Annotated in this window: 12 protein-coding genes, 3 tRNA genes and 1 pseudogene; 5 read left to right on the top strand and 11 right to left on the bottom strand. The window is 49.6% G+C overall.

Annotated features, from left to right (window positions below):
- Positions 1 to 182: 182 nt before the first annotated feature.
- From BMZ51_RS11660 to BMZ51_RS11615, 10 genes and pseudogenes are all read right to left on the bottom strand, one after another.
- A tRNA-Val gene (locus BMZ51_RS11660) sits at positions 183 to 258 on the bottom strand.
- Positions 259 to 292: 34 nt separating this feature from the next.
- Positions 293 to 368: transfer RNA gene (locus BMZ51_RS11655), tRNA-Val, on the bottom strand.
- Between the two features lie 253 nt (positions 369 to 621).
- A complete protein-coding gene (locus BMZ51_RS11650; RefSeq protein WP_008546789.1) occupies positions 622 to 897 on the bottom strand; it encodes an HU family DNA-binding protein in 276 nt (91 codons plus the stop codon).
- A gap of 189 nt (positions 898 to 1,086) precedes the next feature.
- Positions 1,087 to 3,516 carry an endopeptidase La gene (gene lon, locus BMZ51_RS11645; protein ID WP_068001029.1) on the bottom strand — a complete coding sequence of 810 codons (2,430 nt, stop codon included), beginning with the start codon at positions 3,514 to 3,516 and terminating at the stop codon, positions 1,087 to 1,089.
- A 458-nt stretch (positions 3,517 to 3,974) separates the two neighbouring features.
- Positions 3,975 to 5,240, bottom strand: coding sequence for an ATP-dependent Clp protease ATP-binding subunit ClpX (gene clpX / locus BMZ51_RS11640; RefSeq protein WP_068001027.1), 1,266 nt, complete (start codon positions 5,238 to 5,240; stop codon positions 3,975 to 3,977).
- 267 nt (positions 5,241 to 5,507) lie between these two features.
- Entirely contained in the window at positions 5,508 to 6,143 is a 636-nt protein-coding gene (gene clpP, locus BMZ51_RS11635) for an ATP-dependent Clp endopeptidase proteolytic subunit ClpP (protein ID WP_068001025.1), read from the bottom strand.
- 349 nt (positions 6,144 to 6,492) lie between these two features.
- Positions 6,493 to 7,839 (bottom strand): trigger factor, encoded by a 1,347-nt coding sequence (tig, locus tag BMZ51_RS11630; protein ID WP_068001022.1) that lies wholly within the window; start codon positions 7,837 to 7,839, stop codon positions 6,493 to 6,495.
- A gap of 233 nt (positions 7,840 to 8,072) precedes the next feature.
- Positions 8,073 to 8,155 (bottom strand) — tRNA-Leu (locus BMZ51_RS11625).
- A gap of 309 nt (positions 8,156 to 8,464) precedes the next feature.
- Entirely contained in the window at positions 8,465 to 9,985 is a 1,521-nt protein-coding gene (locus BMZ51_RS11620) for a bifunctional ADP-dependent NAD(P)H-hydrate dehydratase/NAD(P)H-hydrate epimerase (protein ID WP_074882053.1), read from the bottom strand.
- 384 nt (positions 9,986 to 10,369) lie between these two features.
- Positions 10,370 to 10,738 (bottom strand): annotated as a pseudogene (locus tag BMZ51_RS11615) (VOC family protein); the annotation flags it as partial.
- Positions 10,739 to 11,082: 344 nt separating this feature from the next.
- On the opposite strand from BMZ51_RS11615, the gene BMZ51_RS11610 reads away from it, so the two are divergent.
- The 3 genes from BMZ51_RS11610 to tyrS all read left to right on the top strand — a co-directional run bounded on the left by BMZ51_RS11610 (position 11,083) and on the right by tyrS (position 14,984).
- Positions 11,083 to 11,421 (top strand): P-II family nitrogen regulator, encoded by a 339-nt coding sequence (locus BMZ51_RS11610; RefSeq protein ID WP_068001015.1) that lies wholly within the window; start codon positions 11,083 to 11,085, stop codon positions 11,419 to 11,421.
- 120 nt (positions 11,422 to 11,541) lie between these two features.
- Positions 11,542 to 12,951 carry a type I glutamate--ammonia ligase gene (gene glnA, locus BMZ51_RS11605; RefSeq protein ID WP_068001012.1) on the top strand — a complete coding sequence of 470 codons (1,410 nt, stop codon included), beginning with the start codon at positions 11,542 to 11,544 and terminating at the stop codon, positions 12,949 to 12,951.
- Between the two features lie 779 nt (positions 12,952 to 13,730).
- Positions 13,731 to 14,984, top strand: coding sequence for a tyrosine--tRNA ligase (gene tyrS / locus BMZ51_RS11595; RefSeq protein WP_068001006.1), 1,254 nt, complete (start codon positions 13,731 to 13,733; stop codon positions 14,982 to 14,984).
- A 197-nt stretch (positions 14,985 to 15,181) separates the two neighbouring features.
- On the opposite strand, the gene BMZ51_RS11590 is transcribed toward tyrS, so the two are convergent.
- Positions 15,182 to 18,352 (bottom strand): AsmA-like C-terminal domain-containing protein, encoded by a 3,171-nt coding sequence (locus tag BMZ51_RS11590; protein ID WP_068001202.1) that lies wholly within the window; start codon positions 18,350 to 18,352, stop codon positions 15,182 to 15,184.
- A gap of 297 nt (positions 18,353 to 18,649) precedes the next feature.
- On the opposite strand from BMZ51_RS11590, the gene bcp reads away from it, so the two are divergent.
- On the top strand, positions 18,650 to 19,147 hold the full coding sequence (gene bcp / locus BMZ51_RS11585; RefSeq protein WP_068001003.1) for a thioredoxin-dependent thiol peroxidase: 498 nt from the start codon (positions 18,650 to 18,652) through the stop codon (positions 19,145 to 19,147).
- A 3-nt stretch (positions 19,148 to 19,150) separates the two neighbouring features.
- Positions 19,151 to 20,035 (top strand): ferritin-like domain-containing protein, encoded by an 885-nt coding sequence (locus BMZ51_RS11580; protein WP_068001000.1) that lies wholly within the window; start codon positions 19,151 to 19,153, stop codon positions 20,033 to 20,035.
- Positions 20,036 to 20,051: the final 16 nt, after the last annotated feature.

Genomic DNA, 20,051 nt, shown 5'->3' with positions numbered 1-20,051 from the left:
GAAGATCCTGAAATCACCCTTTGCTTTTCGCAAGAATTAGCGCCTCACCTTATAACTTTGAGAAACCAATAACCCGCCCCTCCCCTTTGCGTGCAACCACACCCGAAGGCTGAGCTATAGCAGAACATAAAAAAAGCCTCCGCGGGGATCCGGGAGACTATCGTCATTTTATAAAAGGGGAATGGTGGGCGATGAGAGACTCGAACTCCCGACATCTTCGGTGTAAACGAAGCGCTCTACCAACTGAGCTAATCGCCCATCCGGACGCGTTGTACATTCCCTTAAAAGAGAATGGTGGGCGATGAGAGACTCGAACTCCCGACATCTTCGGTGTAAACGAAGCGCTCTACCAACTGAGCTAATCGCCCCCGCATTGGGTGGTACGCCGTGTGGCGTGGGGAGCTATTTAGCTGCCTCCCCTATCGTTGGCAAGTCCTGTTTTCAAAAAAAACGACGTTACCAGCAAAAAACTTATAGAGACCATGCCTTCTGTGAATTACCTGATTAAACAACAGCTTGTCCAAACCGCAAAATTCACGTCCAGACACAGGCCCAGATGCGAAAAAGCCCCTGCTGCTCAATGAACAACAAGGGCTTTTAAGCTATAACGAACAAGCCCAATTAGGCGTTGACCGCGTCCTTCAGGCCTTTACCAGCCTTAAACTTCGGTGTTTTCGAAGCTGGGATCTGGATTGTTTCGCCTGTGCGTGGATTACGGCCTTCAGTAGCCGCACGAGCGGAAACTGAGAAATTGCCAAACCCAATGATCCGAACTTCATCACCACTCTTCAGGGTTTCAGTGATTGCCTCGAAAGATGCTTCTACTGCTTCGCCTGCCTGTGCTTTGGTCAGGCCAGTTTTTTCTGCAACGGCCCCGATCAGATCATTCTTGTTCATGACAGTCCCTTTCTAAAATAACGTGGGGAATGCGTAGATTCGCACTGCACTCCTAAATCGGACATTCGTTCTAAATTGCCAGCAAATCAAGCTATAAACGGCAGAAAACAGCCATTTTCTGTGTAGTATCAACCAAAAAAAGCCTCGGAACTCGTCCGAGGCTTTTGTTTCCACAAGCAGCTGACCAATTTAATGGGCTACAACACCGGATGACTTGTCATCTTTGACCAGTGCTTCGGTGGTAGATTTTTCTTCCTCAGCGCTCCATTCGATGGCTTCAGGCATCCGAACTAGAGCATGTTCGAGCACTTCGTCCATACGAGCGACAGGAATAATTTCCAACTCGTTCTTCACATTATCAGGGATGTCAGCCAAGTCCTTGGCATTATCCTGAGGGATCATAACCGTCTTGATACCACCGCGCAAAGCAGCCAGAAGCTTCTCTTTCAAGCCCCCGATTGGCAGCACGCGACCACGCAGTGTGATTTCGCCGGTCATAGCAACATCACGGCGAACCGGAATGCCTGTCATCACGGAAATCACAGTGGTTGCCATCGCGATACCTGCAGATGGGCCATCCTTAGGCGTCGCACCCTCTGGCACATGCACGTGCAGCTCACGCTTATCGAACAACGTAGGCTTGATACCAAAGTCAACAGCACGAGAGCGGACATAAGACGCTGCAGCTGAGATGGACTCTTTCATCACATCACGCAGGTTCCCTGTCACAGTCATCTTGCCCTTACCTGGCATCATGACACCTTCAATAGTCAACAGCTCGCCGCCAACTTCGGTCCATGCCAAACCGGTAACAACACCAACTTGGTCTTCTTCTTCAACCTGGCCAAAGCGGAACCGAGGCACACCAAGATATTCCTCAACGATCTCTTCATTGACGGCAATAGACTTCTTATCAGAAGTCAGAATATCCTTCACAGCCTTACGTGCCAGCGTGCTCATTTCACGCTCAAGGTTACGAACGCCCGCTTCACGGGTGTAAAGACGGATAACCTTGCGCAAAGCTTCTTGAGAAACCTCGAACTCACCATCTTTCAGACCGTGGTTCTTAATCGCTTTTGGAAGCAAGTGACGACGACAGATTTCGATCTTCTCGTCTTCGGTGTAACCGGCAATACGAATGATCTCCATACGGTCCATCAAGGGGCCAGGAATATTCAGCGTATTGGCCGTGGTCACGAACATCACGTCGGAAAGGTCGTATTCCACTTCAAGGTAGTGATCCATAAAGCTAGCGTTCTGCTCAGGATCTAGCACCTCAAGCAGTGCGGAAGATGGATCGCCGCGGAAGTCCATTCCCATTTTATCGATCTCATCGAGAAGGAAAAGCGGGTTGGATTTCTTAGCCTTTTTCATGGACTGAACGACTTTACCCGGCATGGAGCCGATGTAAGTACGGCGGTGACCGCGAATTTCAGCCTCATCACGCACGCCGCCAAGCGACATACGAACGAACTCACGCCCGGTTGCCTTAGCAATGGACTTACCCAAAGAGGTTTTACCAACGCCTGGAGGACCAACAAGACACAAGATAGGTCCGCGCAACTTATTGGCACGCTTTTGCACTGCAAGGTATTCCACAATGCGCTCTTTGACCTTCTCAAGACCAAAGTGATCTGTATCCAGCACCTTTTCCGCCAGCTCCAGATCATGCTTAACCTTGGACTTCTTGTTCCAAGGAATACCGATCAACCAGTCAAGATAGTTGCGAACCACAGTCGCTTCAGCAGACATCGGGCTCATCTGCTTCAGCTTTTTCAGCTCGGCATTGGCCTTTTCGCGTGCTTCTTTGGATAACCGTGTTTTCTCAACACGCTCTTCCAGTTCAGCCAGCTCGTCACGGCCTTCTTCACCGTCGCCAAGTTCTTTTTGAATGGCCTTCATCTGCTCATTCAAATAGTACTCGCGCTGGGTCTTTTCCATCTGGCGCTTCACGCGTGAACGGATACGCTTTTCCACCTGCAGGACAGAGATCTCGCTCTCCATCATGCCCAGCACCTTCTCAAGGCGCTCTGCGACGGAAACAACGCTGAGCAGCTCCTGCTTGTCCTGGATCTTCACAGCAAGGTGGGAGGCAATCGTGTCTGCAAGCTTGGAGAAGTCATCAATCTGATTAACCGCGCCAAGAACTTCAGGAGACACCTTTTTGTTCAACTTTACGTAGTTTTCAAACTCCGCAATCACCGAACGGCCAAGGGCCTCAATTTCTATTTCATCACCTGAAGTCTCATCGAGAATGACGGCTTCCGCTTCATAAAGGTCTTCACGGTCAGTGAAGCTGCCGATTTCGGCGCGCGCACCGCCCTCAACCAGAACCTTTACAGTATTATCTGGCAGTTTTAGTAACTGCAAAACTGTTGCAAGAGTACCGACCTTGTAAATCTGATCAGTATCTGGGTCGTCATCCGCCTCATTCATCTGAGTAGCAAGCAAAATTTGCTTGTCAGAGTTCATGACCTCTTCCAGAGCGCGGATTGATTTCTCGCGCCCTACAAACAGCGGCACGATCATATGAGGGAATACGACGATGTTGCGCAGTGGGAGAACTGGAAAAACAGTATTTTCCGCTTCCTCTACCGGGCGCATGTCATTGTCAGCCATCTCTATTCCTTTCAAATTGCGGCCTTCCAACGAAAGCCGCGAAAAAGCGCAACACACCAATCAAACAAAGCCCAAAGGGCATTCGTAGAATTTAGAAGGCCGAATTCACTCGCCCCAAACGGGCACGAACAAATTCGCCATGCTGCGGACTAGACCTATTAGGTGGAGACACCGCCTCCAAGTGTCAAGCACTCCCACTCCAAGTCTTTCAGCGATCTGTTGATATTATAAGCTCTTTTCCCGTTTCCAGGAGCTTCCAACGCCCTCAGATCATCCTTAACACTTAAGAGGAAGAACCAACTGGTATGACCATGGTCCGCAATTACGCAAATCACTCACACGCCGCATCATGCACTAAGCATGAGACAAAAAATGGGCGGCACTCTTTCTCAAGTTACCGCCCAATTTAAACTCAATACCTGCGAGCGAAGCCTACCGGCTCATCAGTCACATACGCCTTAAGCGCTGTTTGCTGAATTTTCTGCACGATCCTCATAAATGTACAAAGGGCGTGCATCGCCATCAACGACTTCAGCAGAAATAACAACTTCCTTAACGCCTTTCAGGCCAGGAAGCTCATACATGGTCTCAAGCAGAATAGCCTCAAGGATAGACCGCAGACCACGTGCACCCGTTTTACGATCAATCGCTCGGCGAGCAATTGCCTTAAGCGCGTCTTCGTGGAAGGCCAGCTCAACGTTTTCCATCTCGAACAAACGCTGATACTGAGCAACAAGCGCATTCTTTGGCTCACCCAAGATAGAGACCAGTGCGTCTTCATCAAGGTCTTCCAAAGTTGCAATCACTGGCAGGCGACCAACAAATTCAGGGATAAGACCGAATTTGAGAAGATCTTCCGGCTCCAGCTCAGAAAACAGCTCACCAGTTTTGCGGTCCTCAGGTGCAAGCACCGAAGCAGCAAAGCCAATGGATGTTGAACGGCCACGCTCTGAAATGATCTTGTCCAGACCAGCAAATGCACCGCCACAGATGAAGAGGATGTTGGTTGTATCAACCTGCAAGAACTCTTGCTGAGGATGCTTTCTTCCACCTTGCGGAGGAACGGAAGCCACTGTGCCTTCCATGATCTTCAACAGTGCCTGCTGCACACCTTCACCAGAAACGTCACGGGTGATGGAAGGATTTTCAGCTTTACGCGTAATCTTGTCGACTTCATCGATGTAGACAATACCGCGCTGAGCGCGCTCTACATTGTAGTCTGCCGACTGAAGCAGCTTCAAAATAATATTTTCAACGTCTTCACCAACGTAACCAGCTTCAGTAAGCGTGGTTGCATCAGCCATCGTAAACGGAACATCCAGAATTCGTGCGAGTGTTTGCGCCAAATGGGTTTTACCACATCCGGTAGGACCAACCAGCAAAATGTTGGACTTGGCCAGCTCAACATCGTTGTTCTTAGACGCGTGATTCAGGCGCTTGTAGTGGTTATGAACCGCCACTGACAGAACCTTTTTGGCTCGGCCCTGACCAATCACGTAATCATCAAGAACGCCACGAATTTCTTGAGGTGTAGGGATCCCATCACGAGACTTTACCAGCGAAGATTTGTTCTCTTCGCGAATAATGTCCATGCAAAGTTCGACGCATTCATCACAGATAAATACAGTCGGACCTGCGATCAGCTTACGGACCTCATGCTGGCTTTTTCCGCAAAACGAGCAGTAAAGCGTATTCTTGCTGTCGCTGCCGCTGGCTTTGCTCATGAGATATAACCCCGCATCGTTTCGAGGGAACCGGCCCCTCCTAGATTTCTTAACTCGACAGCGAAACTTTCGTTTCGACGTTCTACTGACTTATCTGACTTATCGCGTTTTGTGCTCCGCTTCCAGAGGGAAGCTTTGGAAATCACTAACGGCCACTCACTTATGCGATATTTGGCGCGCAATAATCAACATTCCTTTAAGGCTCGCACGCAAAGTTCATTCCCTGTTAAAAAAACTTGCGTGCGAGTTAATTATTATAAACCAGTTTTATGCTGGTTCAACGACGTTTAAGCTCTCGCGATTTTCAATAACATTATCAATCAGACCGAACTCTTTCGCCGCATCTGCACTCATAAAGTTATCGCGCTCAAGCGCTTCTTCCACAGCCTCAAGTGTCTGACCAGTATGCGATACATAGATCTCATTCAATCGACGCTTCAGCTTCAAAATTTCCTGTGCATGCAGCATGATATCTGCAGCTTGACCACGGAACCCACCAGAAGGCTGGTGAACCATGACCCGGCTGTTTGGCAAAGAAAAGCGCATACCCTTTTCACCAGCAGCCAGAAGCAACGAGCCCATGCTAGCAGCCTGTCCGATACAAAGGGTCGAAATCTTCGGCCGGATAAACTGCATAGTGTCATATATAGCAAGGCCACTAGTCACTACGCCACCCGGAGAATTGATATAAAGTGCAATTTCTTTGTTCGGGTTTTCCGCTTCCAGGTAAAGCAACTGGGAACAGACCAGCGTCGCCACTGTATCTTCCACAGGACCGGTGAGGAAGATAATACGCTCCTTCAACAGCCGTGAGAAGATGTCATAGGCCCGCTCGCCCCGGTTGGTTTGCTCCACAACCATCGGCACCAGGCTGTTCGTGTAGTACTCTACAGGATCGGTCATGCGTCATCCATTTTAAATATGCAGAAAGCTTAAACAAGCTCGGTAACTTATCCGGTAAACCGGTCAGTCTGCAAGAAACTTATGTCGAAAAAAACGACATGCCCACCCATGGGATGTCGCCCTTGTCTTAAAGGCACTTGCCAAAAGGTAAAGCCACAAGGTTTATGGAGTGTTTCCATAAAGCCTATTATTCTTAGCCCAAATGCAGGGGACCTGAAAGAGCACATAAGCTCTGACAGACTAAGACAGCTTCAGATATTTCGGCTTTCCACCTCAAATTTCAAGAGGCGCAGAATAAAAAAGGGGGCACAAGGCCCCCTTCTTGAAATCCTTGGGCAAAATTCCCAAATTATGCTTCGTCTTCGTCCTGAGCCAGGAGCTCGTCTTTGGACACGACTTTGTCAGAAACTTTTGCAAGCTCAAGAATAAAGTCCACAACCTTCTCTTCGTAGATTGGGGCACGCAGGGAAGCCAAAGCCTGTTCGTTGTTCTTGTAGAACTCAAACACCTGCTGTTCTTGACCTGGGAACTGACGAACACGATCGAACAGAGCTTTCTGTACTTCTTCATCGGTAACCTGAACTTTGTTCTGCTCACCAACTTCAGAAAGAACCAGACCAAGGCGTACACGACGCTCAGAGATCTTACGGTACTCAACTTTAGCTTCTTCTTCGGTCGTTTTTTCGTCTTCGAAGGTTTTACCAGCCTGCTGCATGTCAGCTTCAACTTGCTTCCACACGCCGTCAAATTCTGTTTCCAGAAGTTTTTCAGGCAACTCGAAGGTGTACTCAGCGTCCAGTTTGTCCAAAAGCTCGCGCTTTACTTTCTGGCGGGTAGCTGCACCGAACTGGCTTTCAATCTGGCCACGAACGATTTCTTTCAGCTTCTCCAGAGACTCAAGACCCAGCTTGGTTGCCATTTCATCATCAATGGAAACGTCGCCTGGAGCTTCAATGCCCTTCACGTCGATGTCAAAGGTTACTGCGCGACCAGCAAGGTTTGCTGCGCCGTATTCTTCAGGGAAGGTCACGTCGATGACTTTCTTGCCACCAACTTTCATGCCAACAACCTGCTCTTCGAAGCCAGGAATGAACTGACCAGAACCCAGAACCAGCTGACCGTTCTCATCTTCACCACCTTCAAATGGCTCGCCGTCAAGCTTACCCAGGTAGTGCATTGTCACACGGTCACCGTCTTCAGCAGCAGCACCATCTTCGCGCGCTTCAAATGGACGGTTGCTTTCTGCGATCTGTTTGACCTGCTCGTCAACTTCGTCTTCAGAGATTTCAACGATCGGGCGCTCAAGTTCAATAGTAGAGAAATCTACGATGTCGAACTTAGGCAGAACTTCATAAGAGATGGTGTAAGCAAGATCTGCTTCACCAGCCAAAACTTTTTCAGCGTCATCGTCAGAAAGATCGATTTCAGGCTGAAGAGCCGGCTTTTCTTTGCGTTCTTCAATTGTTTTGGTGGTGGTTTCGTTGATCAGGTTGCCGATCAGTTCGCCCATCGCCTGACGGCCATGAAGACGCTTAAGATGTGCAACTGGAACTTTACCCGGACGGAAGCCGTTAATGTTTACCTTTGACTTCATGTCATTAAGGTATTCATCGAGGCGGGTCGCCAGATCCGTCGCCGGGATAACGACTTTGAGTTCGCGCTTTAGGCCCTCGGCCAGGGTTTCTGATACCTGCATGGTCTTTGCTTCGTCCTTGATTTAGGACGCGTACCGACAAACCAATATGGTTTGTCCCAGCACGGTAAACATAACACCCGTTTCGAAGAGGGGAAAACGCTTCGGGAGAAAATCCCTTAGCTCTTATCCGCCTGACGAAAAGGTGAGCATAAACCGAACTTCGACAACGCCCTCAACTTTTCCGTTTCCGATAAGCTACGGTCGTTTATCTATGCACCGTATCACCGGGGATATGGTGCGGCTGGAGGGACTCGAACCCCCACGGTCTCCCGCTAGAACCTAAATCTAGTGCGTCTACCAATTTCGCCACAGCCGCGTTGGAGGGGTAGCTAAATGGGAACCCGATAGAAGTCAACCACCTAATGCACTGTTTATGCCCAGTTCTCGGTTTTCCACGCGATTTGTACCTATGAAACTGTGCATTACGGCTTTTGAAGGTACAAATCGCTTAGATCGAGCAGATATCTCTCTTTTTAAACTTTTGTTTTTTTATCAATGAGTAACGCCCTCTTCCGCTCAGAGCAGCGTTTAGTCAGCCCCTTCCGTAAAACAACGGCGATCCAGATTACGGCATCAAAACAAAATCGGGCTGAGCAAGCATCGCACAGCACCTTCAATAGCCGCGTCAAAACCCCTCCACATATTCAACCAATTCGGTGATCACATCAGGGATATGATCGATGACTTCTTCTGCAATGAGCCCGTCTCCAGCATACTCCGCAGCGCGGCCATGAACCCAGACCCCTTTTGCAGCAGCTTGATAAGCACTAAGCCCCTGAGCCAGATAGCCACCAATGATACCCGCCAGCACGTCCCCTGTGCCAGCGCTGGCAAGCCATGGCGTACCACTTGCATTAATCGCGACGGCACCTGCCGGGTCCGCAATCACCGTATCTGCACCCTTCAAGACCACGACAGCACCAGCACGCGCCGCCGCCTGCTGCACTCTTTCCACTTTGCAAGCGGTTGATGTTGCCTCATTCAAATCAGGGAACAATCTTCGGAACTCCTCTTCATGCGGAGTTAGAACAACGCGCGCGCCAGTTTGCGCCTGTGCAATATACTCAAACAAGATCTCGGGCTTTGGCTCAAAAGACATCAGCGCGTCAGCATCAATCACAACACCGCGCTCATCTAATAAGCACTGAACGACACGCTCCTGCGTTTCGCGCCCAACCCCGACAGCTGGACCAATCACAACGCAGTTAAGGCGCTGATCCTCTAGGATCCGCTCAAAGTCCGCAATCCGATCCGCCAGACAGATCATAATACTATTCAGGTGGGCAGCATGAACATGCGCAGCCTGCTCTCGTGCAACGATACTAACAAGCCCACTGCCCGCCCTCTGCGCCGCACGCGCTGCAAGTCGGCTCGCACCCGTTGCAAACTTCGGCCCGCTCACCACCAGAGTATGACCCCGGTTATATTTATGGCCGGCCACCGCGGGCATATCGGGAATATCACCCCAAATCTTATCGCAGTTATAAAAGGCCGTCGGCCCCACCTTGGAGAGCACATCATCTTCCAGGCCAATCTGCTCAATGATAATCTCGCCGCAATGTGCGCGCCCAGGGAAAAGGTAATGCCCCGGCTTCGCCCGAAAGAAGGTCACAGTTATGTCTGCATGGACGGCTTCTCCCTGCACTTCGCCGCTCTTACCGCTCACACCTGATGGCAGATCAATAGCAACGCACTGGGCAGAGCTGGCGTTAATACGCTGTACTAACTGCAAAATCTCATAGTCTAGCGGCCTGCTCAGCCCTGCGCCAAACAATGCATCAACAATAACATCGTCGTCGCTAACCTCCTCCATCAAAGATCTCATATTTTCCAGAGAAGTCAGATCAAGGCTCATTTCATCATAGGCAAGCTCAGCATCACCTGTCAGCGCTGCCGGATCACACACCAGCGCCACGCGAACATCAAACCCTTCATCACTTGCCAGCTGCGCAACAACAAAACCATCACCGCCATTGTTGCCAGGCCCGCAGAGCACGAGAATCCGAGAATGCGGATATAAAATCTCCTGCAAGGCCTCCAAAACCACCTTGCCCGCATTATGCATCAGCGTAAGACCAGAGGTTCCCCCCTCAATTGTCAGACGATCCGCTTTCTTCATCTGCAACGGCGTCAACAACTCATACATAAAGCTCTCCAATTTCGTAGTCCTGAGGCCGAGAGAAACTCAAGGCATGCTAACGTTAGAAATCCAGCTCATCATACTCTGCTTGGTAACACGGCGCTTTGATGTCCATTTCATGCGTTCAATAACAAAGGAAGCAGCCCTGCCCTGCGACATGACCCACTATCCATCGCATAGACGGCCATCTCAGCAACATCCACAAAGCAACGCAGGCACATTTATTCGCCTCACCCCCAATAAACTCACAATCCAAACCAAACAGAACATGGCAACAGCCTTGACCTGCATGGCCTTAAGTCACCGATTAGATTTGGGGCGGTTGTTTTGTTTATTCTTCCCAGCAGTATCTGCGCGCTCATCACTAGCGATCACAACATCTTGAGGCTGCGAAAGTTCAATCAGGTTGCCATCCGGGTCTCGGATATAAATAGAAAGCAACGGAGAACTCGCACCTGTTCGAAAAACAGGCCCTTCCACGATCACAATGGCAGCTGCACTCAAGCGGGCAATCGCTGCATCAAGGTTCTCGACAAGGAAACATAAGTCTGCGGTTCCGGGAACCTGCGCCTGAGCCAACGGCTCCTGGCTCACGTCAACAGGTTGCAAATTAATCTTCTGCTGCCCGAAATGGAGAGCGCGGCGCCCCCCGCCAAAGACGATCTCCTCCATGCCAAGCACGTCCTGATAAAATCGACTGGTCTGTTCAATATCATGAACAGTAAGCACAACATGGTCGAGAGAAACCAATCTCATCACTCAACTCCCTGGCTCTTGCTAGCACAACCATAACCCCGCTTTGCGCACTGCACCAACACCTAGTTTCTAGCGAGATAAACAAATCGTACCCTGCCTAGTTTTTAACCATAACGCACATCAATTAAGCAGCAGATATATTTCAGAACAGCTCTTCACTTAATATTTAGGGGGCAAACTGCCCGTTTTAGTGGCTTTTTACGAATATTTCAAAACTGGCACGTTTTCTGCATTCATATTTCCGTAAGTTTTGAAGCACGAATTTTTTGCACATCCGTTTGTCAGTCAATGCGCATGGCAGGCAAACGGACACAGCAGATACAAGACGAATCGAGAGTGTGACGACCATGAAGAAAATTGAGGCGATCATTAAGCCGTTCAAACTGGATGAAGTGAAAGAAGCACTTCAGGAAGTTGGCCTTCAAGGGATCACAGTTACCGAAGCAAAAGGGTTTGGGCGCCAGAAGGGCCATACCGAGCTCTACCGCGGTGCAGAATACGTGGTGGACTTTCTACCGAAGGTAAAAGTGGAAATTGTACTCAACGATGAACTTGTAGAAAAAGCTGTTGAAGCCATTCGCGACGCCGCACAGACCGGTCGCATCGGCGATGGCAAGATTTTTGTCTCCAGTATTGAAGAAGCCATTCGCATTCGTACCGGCGAGACTGGCGAAGACGCCGTTTAAGCAAAAAATTCACTCGATAATCACGAGGACTAAAGCATTGGGGGGAGTAATCCCACAGGCTTGGTCTCCCAGTTTACAACACGACGCCACTGGCGATTTTAATAAGAGGAATAGGAAGTTATGACAACCTCCGCTGATGTCTTGAAAGAAATCCAGGAAAAAGACGTGAAGTTCGTGGATCTGCGTTTTTCCGATCCACGCGGCAAGCTGCAGCACGTTACCATGGATATTTCCCAAGTACACGAAGACATGTTCGCTGAAGGCGTTGCGTTTGACGGTTCTTCCATCGCTGGCTGGAAAGCAATCAATGAATCCGACATGATGCTGATGCCTGATCCAGAAACAGCACATATCGACCCATTCTTCGCACAATCCACCATGTCCATCTTTTGTGACGTTCTGGACCCTGTTTCAGGCGAAGGTTACAACCGTGACCCACGCATGACTGCAAAACGCGCAGAAGCCTATGTGAAAGCATGTGGCGCTGGTGACACTGTCTTCGTTGGCCCAGAAGCTGAATTCTTCATTTTCGACGACGTTCGCTTCGCAGCAGACCCATACAACACCGGCTTTAAGCTGGATTGCTCTGAACTGCCGTCCAACATGGACAGCGAGTATGAGTCCGGCAACCTGGGCCACCGTCCACGCACCAAAGGCGGCTACTTCCCAGTACCACCAATCGACAGCTGCCAGGACATCCGTTCTGAAATGCTGTCAGTGATGACTGACATGGGCGTAAAAGTTGAAAAGCACCACCACGAAGTGGCAGCAGCTCAGCACGAACTCGGTATGCAGTTCCAGACCCTGACCACCATGGCCGACCACATGCAGATCTATAAGTATGCGGTTCATCAGGTTGCTCATGCCTACGGCAAGTCAGCAACCTTTATGCCAAAGCCAATTTTCGGTGATAACGGCACAGGCATGCACTGTCACTTCTCCCTTTGGGAAGATGGTAAGCCAACCTTCTCTGGTAACCAGTATGCTGACCTTTCTGAAAACGCTCTGTACTTCATCGGCGGTATCCTTAAGCACGCAAAAGCGCTGAACGCATTCACCAATGCGTCCACCAACTCCTACAAGCGTCTGGTACCAGGCTACGAAGCTCCAGTTCTGTTGGCGTACTCTTCACGCAACCGTTCTGCTTCTTGCCGTATTCCATTCACCACCTCGCCTAAAGGCAAGCGCGTAGAAGTTCGCTTCCCAGATCCAACAGCAAACCCGTATCTGGCATTCTCAGCTCAGCTGATGGCTGGCCTTGATGGCATCAAAAACAAGATCCATCCTGGCGATGCAATGGACAAGAACCTTTACGATCTGCCACCAGAAGAACTCTCCGAGATCCCAACTGTTGCAGCATCCCTGCGTGAAGCTCTGGAATGCCTCGATGCAGACCGCGAGTTCCTCAAAGCAGGCGGCGTATTCGATGACGACCAGATCGACGCTTACATCGAACTGAAGATGGAAGAAGTCATGCGCACAGACATGACCCCTCACCCAGTTGAGTTCGACATGTACTACTCTGTCTAATCCTATTCTGGATTATGCAGCAAAACCCTCGGAGAGAAATTTCCGGGGGTTTTGTTTTTCTTTGACAATGGAATTGATAGCGCCCACGCAAAAACGCAAGAAAAACGCATTCCGCTCAAACCAACGCGCATTTCAACGCAAAACAAATTCGTATCTCTGGCCTGCACGAAATCACGTTTAAGTATATGGCTTTACTGCCCTGTAACCGCTCCGCATGGCCCACTTACGTCCAAGGCGTCATTCCCGCTGACACTTGGTGAACACGATTCTGCATTCATTGCAATGTAGGCAGTTATGCCCTCGCATAACAAATTTCATCCCCGCCCTTGAAACCACATCACTGCTTTCCTACTTATATTATAGGTCAACAAGAGGAGAACTGGATGAATCCACCAAATCAGTGGGTTGCAAGGCTTTAATGAAGCTATATGGCATTCAGTAAATCCCTCTGCAAAGGCCTGTATATATCGAAAATGACAACAGCTTGAGCGACTGCGCGTCATCAAGCGGTAAGCATGGATCGAAACCGGACGCACGCGGGCGGAAGTCAAATCAAACGCCCCAGTATAGCCCTTGAAAAGGCAAATCACGGCGATCCACCCAAAAAAGCAAGACCCCGTTTGCCCTTCGAGAAGGACACGGGGTTTTCTTTTGGCCTCGCCTAGCCAATTCACACTATTCGTTTTGTTCTTACCCTAAAAAACGAGTGAATCCCGCCCAAAACTCAGGTATAGACCTTTCAACTTTGAATTATTCAGTAAATTGAACAGGCTTGACCAATGAGCTCTTATAAATCCGAATTTATGCGGACAATGGAAGAACGCGGATTCCTGCACCAACTCTCCAATGCTGATGGGCTGGACGAGCTGTGCGCAAGCGAGACCGTCACCGCATATATTGGCTTTGACTGCACCGCGAGCAGCTTGCACGTAGGTTCCCTCGTCCAAATCATGATGCTGCATTGGTTCCAACAAAGCGGACACCGCGCCATCACCCTTATGGGAAGCGGTACGACCCGCGTTGGTGATCCAACCGGTAAAGATGAAAGCCGCAAAGTTCTGACCGATGAAAACATCGAGGACAACAAAAACGGCATTAAACAAGTTTTCGAAAAGTTCCTGACATTCGGCGATGGACCATCTGATGCAATGATGATGGATAACGCTGATTGGTTGTTGAAACTCAACTACATGGACTTCCTGCGCGACGTCGGCCGCTACTTCTCCGTCAATCAGATGATTCAGCGCGATAGCGTCAAATTGCGCTTGGAACGTGAACAGCATCTCTCGTTCCTTGAGTTCAACTATATGCTGTTGCAAGGCTATGACTATCTGGAAATCCATCGCCGTACTGGCTGTCGCCTACAGATGGGTGGCTCCGATCAGTGGAGCAACATTCTTTCAGGCGTGGACCTTGGCCGCCGCCTTGCAGATAAAGAACTGTTTGCGCTTACCACACCACTGCTGACAACAGCATCCGGCGCCAAAATGGGCAAGACCGCAGCAGGTGCAGTTTGGCTCAACGCTGACATGCTAAGCCCCTACGACTACTGGCAGTTCTGGCGTAACACAGAAGACGCTGACGTTGAAAAATTCCTTAAGCTCTTCACCGTTCTACCGATGGATGAGATTAAACGCCTGGGAGCGCTCTCAGGCACCGAAATCAACGATGCTAAGAAAGTACTGGCAACGGAAGCAACTGCTCTTCTGCATGGCCGTGAAGAAGCTGAGAAAGCTGCTGAAACCGCCCGCAAAGCTTTTGAGGAAGGCGCTAACGCTGCTGGTTTGCCAACAATTGAAGTTCCGCAAGCCGAACTTGAAGCGGGCATCGGGGTTTTAGGTCTTTATGTAACGGCTGGTCTTTGCAGCTCTAACGGCGAGACGCGTCGTAATTTGAAGGGCGGCGGCGTCCGCATCAACGACAAGGCCGAACAGGACCATACACGCACGATCACCATCGCCGACCTCACTAACGATGGTGTCATCAAGCTCTCGCTTGGCAAGAAAAAACACGTCCTCGTAAAGCCCGCCTAAGTCGGCAACCAAAAGCTTGCATAAAATATTGTTAGAAGGCCGTGCTGGCACATAGACTTAAAGCAGCCCACCTATTGTCATTAAAAGGTAGGCTGCATTTTGTAAGCAACAAAGATCATAAAAAAGCCGGGCACAATGCCCGGCTTTTTTATTGGCTCATCTCAGATTAAAAGGTCAAAACCCCTTGAAAGGATTGCTTATTTAAACTCAAAAATACGCCGGAACACACCAGGAGCAATAGCTGACACAGGATTGACTTTAAACTTTGGTTTTTCAAAGGTCCCGTCCAGTTTATAGGTCACGCCGAACAATCCTTCATCAGAATTCCCACCGCCCAAAATAAGGCCTATTACAGGAAGCTTGGCAAACAGGTTATTGATCGCGTAAGCAGGAACAAACGTGCCAGTAATATCAAGCTGACGGCTTTTTAGATTAGCAGTCCCACTAAACGTACCGCCAATAATCGCACCGCTTAAGGTTCCCTTGGAGACATTGAAGATATTACCGTTCCGCTCAAACTGTATCCTCATCTTCTGGAAGGAGGCCTCACCTGAGTTCACAGCTGCAGAGTACACCGCACCATCACGAGAACCTTTAACTTTTTTCGGCTCAATCCCCTTCAAAGCTTTAATTGCAGGGTCTTCGGTGATCGAAAAGTTATTGACTGTAAGCTGACCAGACCAGTTCGTGTTGTTCGGCATCTTAACGTCAAGTTTCCCAATCCCACCGCGCATACGCGGGAAGACATCCATAAACCTCAAAAACTCACCGGTATTGTTAAACGTCCCTTTTGCAAAACGTTGATTACCCGAACCACCAAGCGACAAGCTAAACTTCCCTCGGCTCGAAGTTGAGCCGTTGACAGCCAGGTTCACAGGGCTTCCGCCACGCAACAACCCATCCACACGAACATTTTGCGCCTGCACGCCCCTGAACCCAGTCAAACGCTTGAACGTGAGATCAACGGCCGTCAGGTCGCCACCTTTTTGAGCACCCACTGATGACTTATTGGCGCTAATTGATCCTAAGAGAGATCGTCCATCAAACCGCTCTGCATTCAAGACCACTTTGTAACCACCACCCCGACGAGGCCGAACAGTCATCTTTGCGTTATCACTGGGGCGTAAATTGAAAGCAGAGAAATCCGCAAGAACCAGTTTTCCAGCTCCATCAATCTTTACATTGCCACGCACCTCAACTCCTTCTGAAAGGAACGAGAGGTTATGTAGTGTTTTTGCATTCCCTGAGGTGGTAACGCGGAACCGAGCAGTGGCTCGAACACCCGCAGCCTTGCTCCAACCAACCTCACGCACTGTGATCGCAGCTTTGGAAAGGTCCAGCTCGAACACCTGTGTGCCAGCGGTATCCTCATAGCTGACTTTGACAGGCCCCTTGACGTAACCTTGTAGATCGATCCCGTACTCTTTTAAGTCTTTTGCCTTCGCAACAAACTTAACACCCTGTCGATCATCAGCTCCATCACCGCCACGGCTCGTGCTCAAATCAATTTCAGACTGGAAGCCATTGAGTTTGCCCTTGCCTGAAATCAGGGTCTGTTCTGTATCTGCCTGAACAATGAGGTTAGCGTTCTCTATGACCTGACCGGAGATCTTCGCTTTGCTAGTGAAGTCCTTGAGAACTAAATTGGTACGCCAAACAACGTCTTTTACCTTAAGGTCTTTAGCAAGAGGGAAAACTGCCTCGACCCGGACCTCACCAGTACCAGAAAGGTCAGCAGGCACCACTTTTAAGTCTTCCAACGCATTAATTGGCTCTGAATCCGCAAGCACTCCAAGGTCATCAGCGCGCCCAGTCAACAACACCGAAAGCTCTGCTGGCTTTACTTCAGGAGCTGCTAGTTCTTTGACCGTAAACTGGACCTCAGGAACCTTGACAATATTTCCGTCCTGCATGCGAAAATGACCGTCACTGCCTGAAATCGTGAAGGTCTCGTTCTCGACCTTACCAGACCCGGTGATGTCCCTCACCATTGGAAGTGAGTTCAGCGCCTTCACAGAGCCGTCAATCACATCAAACGTCGCAACAATACCATCACCCTGCCAAGCAGGTGTGCTGCGGTCTCCATCAAATGCTTCCGGGCCAACAGCAACATCCAAAGAAGCATTATCGACCCGGCCAACCCCTAGGTGGTCGACCAGCCATTTACGTGTCTTTGGCGCAGTAACACTCGGCCAGACTTGTAGCAGTTCACCGAAACTCAAGCTCGGACTAAAAACGGAAAGCGCTAAAGACGGGCCCGGCTGACCATAATAAAACGAGCCAGCAACATTGATATCGGCATCAAGACCAACCGCCCTTGCACGCGTTATAGTAAGGAGTGTGTTCTGCGGGTCAAACGTGCCTGAAGCATAGGCATCAGGAAACACAAGCGGCGGCGATTTAACATCTGAAGGTGCAAGTACTATCTCTCGGGAACCAAGCGAATAATTCCACTCAGCGCCCTCCGTTACAGGTGGCTGTAAAATACCTCCAAACACAACACGTGTATTTTGACGGCGCACGTAAGAGCGTCCAATCACGATGTCTGGATTGTCTCGTTGTAAGTTAAGGTCAAGAAATGCTTCGTCAATCGTGATCGAATCATCGGGACTTGTGCGGATAAAGATAGGCGATGTGCGAACACTCATATTTGCATCAACAAACTCGCCTGTCGCCCACAACTCTGCGTTCGCATCAATAAACAACCGCGTATCAGCCAGTTTATCACCCTGTGCAAAACTATGTGTAGGCAACAAATCCCGTAGAGATGCCTCTCGAAGAGTAACCGAAATATCTCGCACACCCGTTTCAGGCGTAACGGTTCGTTTCAAATCCCAAAACCAGTCACCCTCACGACCTGCAATTTTTGCATTCACCGCAAAAGACAAATTGTCCAAAAGCACTGCGTTTGCATCAATCCCGTCAGCGACAAACTCTTCGCCCTGCGCATTAATAACGAGCCGACCGTACTTAATTGCCACCTTTTCAAGGTGCCAACGCTTCAGCTCCTCAACAGCAATCACACTAAACTTGTCGATAGCAACGACACGGTTTTCAACGCGCGGCAGTGGTTCCGAACCACTTACGAGCTTGATTGTCGCAGAGGGACGCTCCAGCGCAACGCTTGTGACTTCAAGGTTGCCCGTTAAAAGACCGGATAAATTGATGCCAATTTCAGCTTTAGGGAGCAAAACAGTCGCCGCCGTTCGACCCTTAATATGAATGAGCGAATCTTCTAGGAGAATGCGGCTGCCATTTTCTCCAAACAAATCAAATTTTGCGCTGCCAACAGTCACATTCAGCGCTTTGTTTTCAAACTGACGAATGGCCCAATCTACGAGATACGGTATGGAAACCGGTCCGCTCATGACGCGGTAACTACCAATCCCAATCGCTAAAAGTAGAATGACGCAAACAACACCCCAGCCCACGCGGCGCTTTAAACGGCGTGTTAAAGAAGAGCTCTCAAGCTCAACTGTGTTCCCAACATCAACGGCCAGAATCTTATTCCCTGTTTTAACAGTCCTTACGAGTTTGTCCGAATCGTAACTTGCGCTAGCATTGCGTGATCAATGGCGCTTTGAAAAAATATTCAATAACAAACACCATCTATCAAAAAAGCCAGTCCGAAGAGACCAACGAGACGTCCCAGGAGCAAATGGATCATGCCTGATACGAAAGATGCTACACCTTCCTTACCGCAGGAAGGGATGCACGCACCAGACTTCACTATTGCCACAGATTCGCAAGGACAATTCACCCTATCAGAACATATAGGCCAGCCTGTCGTCCTTTATTTTTATCCAAAGGATGACACACCTGGTTGTACGAAAGAAGCAATAGCCTTTACCGACCAGTCGGCAGAGTTAAAAAAACACCACACTGAAATCATCGGTATCTCGCCTGATACAACATTAAAGCATGACAAGTTTAAGGCGAAACACGGACTAACTGTCACACTTGGGGCAGACACCGAGAAAGAAGTCTGCCACACCTACGGCGTCTGGGTAGAGAAAAACATGTACGGAAAGAAGTACATGGGCGTTGAACGCTCCACATTTCTCATAGATAAAGAAGGCAAGATTGTCAAGATTTGGCGCAAAGTCCGCGTTCCCGGACACGTCGAGAAGGTCTTGGAAGAACTGGAAAATCTGAGCAAATAAACAATGCCAAAACTACCGGGCAAGAATGAATCAGATGCGTTTGCAGGTCAGGCGCATCTTAATCTCCCAGAGAACACGAGCGTAAAGTCTCTAAAGGACGGAGCTCGTCAGATCCTAGCAACACCGGACCTCGATCTTAAGGTTACTCTAGCTTACTACATGGCTAACAAATGGTTTAAAGGTGCCCTCTCCATCTCCAGAGGGACCGCAGAAAAACCTATGCCCGAGCGTCCTGGGCGCCCATTGAAACCACAGCTTCTTCCCCCTCGTAATATGCCCAAGCGGGCGATAGGCGGTAAAAATGGCAAAGTTGCCCTTCTTCACTCGCTTGCTCATATAGAGTTAAACGCGATTGACCTAACCTGGGACCTTATTGGCCGCTTCACTCATGTCCCGATGCCACGTTCCTACTATGATGATTTTGTGCGCGTGGGATTAGAGGAAGCCAAACACTTCACTCTCATTCAGGATCGCTTGGCAAAACTAGGCCACACGTATGGCGACCTGCCCGCGCACGACGGCCTGTGGCAAGCTGCCCAATCAACTGGTGATGACCTGACAGCTCGCCTCGCGATCATCCCGTTGGTGCTCGAAGCACGAGGCCTGGACATCACCCCGTCAATGATCGACAAGGCAATTGCAAGTGGCGACGAAGACACCGCTAGTGTTTTGCATGTTATCTACCGTGATGAAAAAGGGCACGTTGCATTTGGCGCAAAGTGGTTTCGGTTCATGTGTGATCGCCAACGGGTACGGCCTGAACCTTGCTTCCATCAGTTGGTAAGAAAACACTTTAAGGGGCTGCTCAAACCCCCATTCAATGACAGGGCTAGATCTGAAGCCGGCTTGACGCCAGGCTTTTATCGCCCGCTTATCAAACTCACCTGATGACATTGCCCAAACG

The sequence above is a fragment of the Pseudovibrio axinellae genome (assembly GCF_900110875.1).
Lineage (GTDB): Bacteria > Pseudomonadota > Alphaproteobacteria > Rhizobiales > Stappiaceae > Pseudovibrio > Pseudovibrio axinellae.
Note: the sequence above shows the minus strand (reverse complement) of the source record. Positions and strands in the feature narration are given on the sequence as shown.

Excerpts from the sequence above, each read along its gene's own strand:
- BMZ51_RS11590 (WP_068001202.1), bottom strand. The coding sequence starts at position 18,352 with ATGAGCGGACCGGTTTCCATACCGTATCTCGTAGATTGGGCCATTCGT.
- tyrS (WP_068001006.1), top strand. The coding sequence starts at position 13,731 with ATGAGCTCTTATAAATCCGAATTTATGCGGACAATGGAAGAACGCGGA.
- BMZ51_RS11580 (WP_068001000.1), top strand. The coding sequence starts at position 19,151 with ATGCCAAAACTACCGGGCAAGAATGAATCAGATGCGTTTGCAGGTCAG.
- BMZ51_RS11650 (WP_008546789.1), bottom strand. The coding sequence starts at position 897 with ATGAACAAGAATGATCTGATCGGGGCCGTTGCAGAAAAAACTGGCCTG.
- clpP (WP_068001025.1), bottom strand. The coding sequence starts at position 6,143 with ATGACCGATCCTGTAGAGTACTACACGAACAGCCTGGTGCCGATGGTT.
- tig (WP_068001022.1), bottom strand. The coding sequence starts at position 7,839 with ATGCAGGTATCAGAAACCCTGGCCGAGGGCCTAAAGCGCGAACTCAAA.
- clpX (WP_068001027.1), bottom strand. The coding sequence starts at position 5,240 with ATGAGCAAAGCCAGCGGCAGCGACAGCAAGAATACGCTTTACTGCTCG.
- BMZ51_RS11620 (WP_074882053.1), bottom strand. The coding sequence starts at position 9,985 with ATGTATGAGTTGTTGACGCCGTTGCAGATGAAGAAAGCGGATCGTCTG.
- glnA (WP_068001012.1), top strand. The coding sequence starts at position 11,542 with ATGACAACCTCCGCTGATGTCTTGAAAGAAATCCAGGAAAAAGACGTG.
- lon (WP_068001029.1), bottom strand. The coding sequence starts at position 3,516 with ATGGCTGACAATGACATGCGCCCGGTAGAGGAAGCGGAAAATACTGTT.
- bcp (WP_068001003.1), top strand. The coding sequence starts at position 18,650 with ATGCCTGATACGAAAGATGCTACACCTTCCTTACCGCAGGAAGGGATG.
- BMZ51_RS11610 (WP_068001015.1), top strand. The coding sequence starts at position 11,083 with ATGAAGAAAATTGAGGCGATCATTAAGCCGTTCAAACTGGATGAAGTG.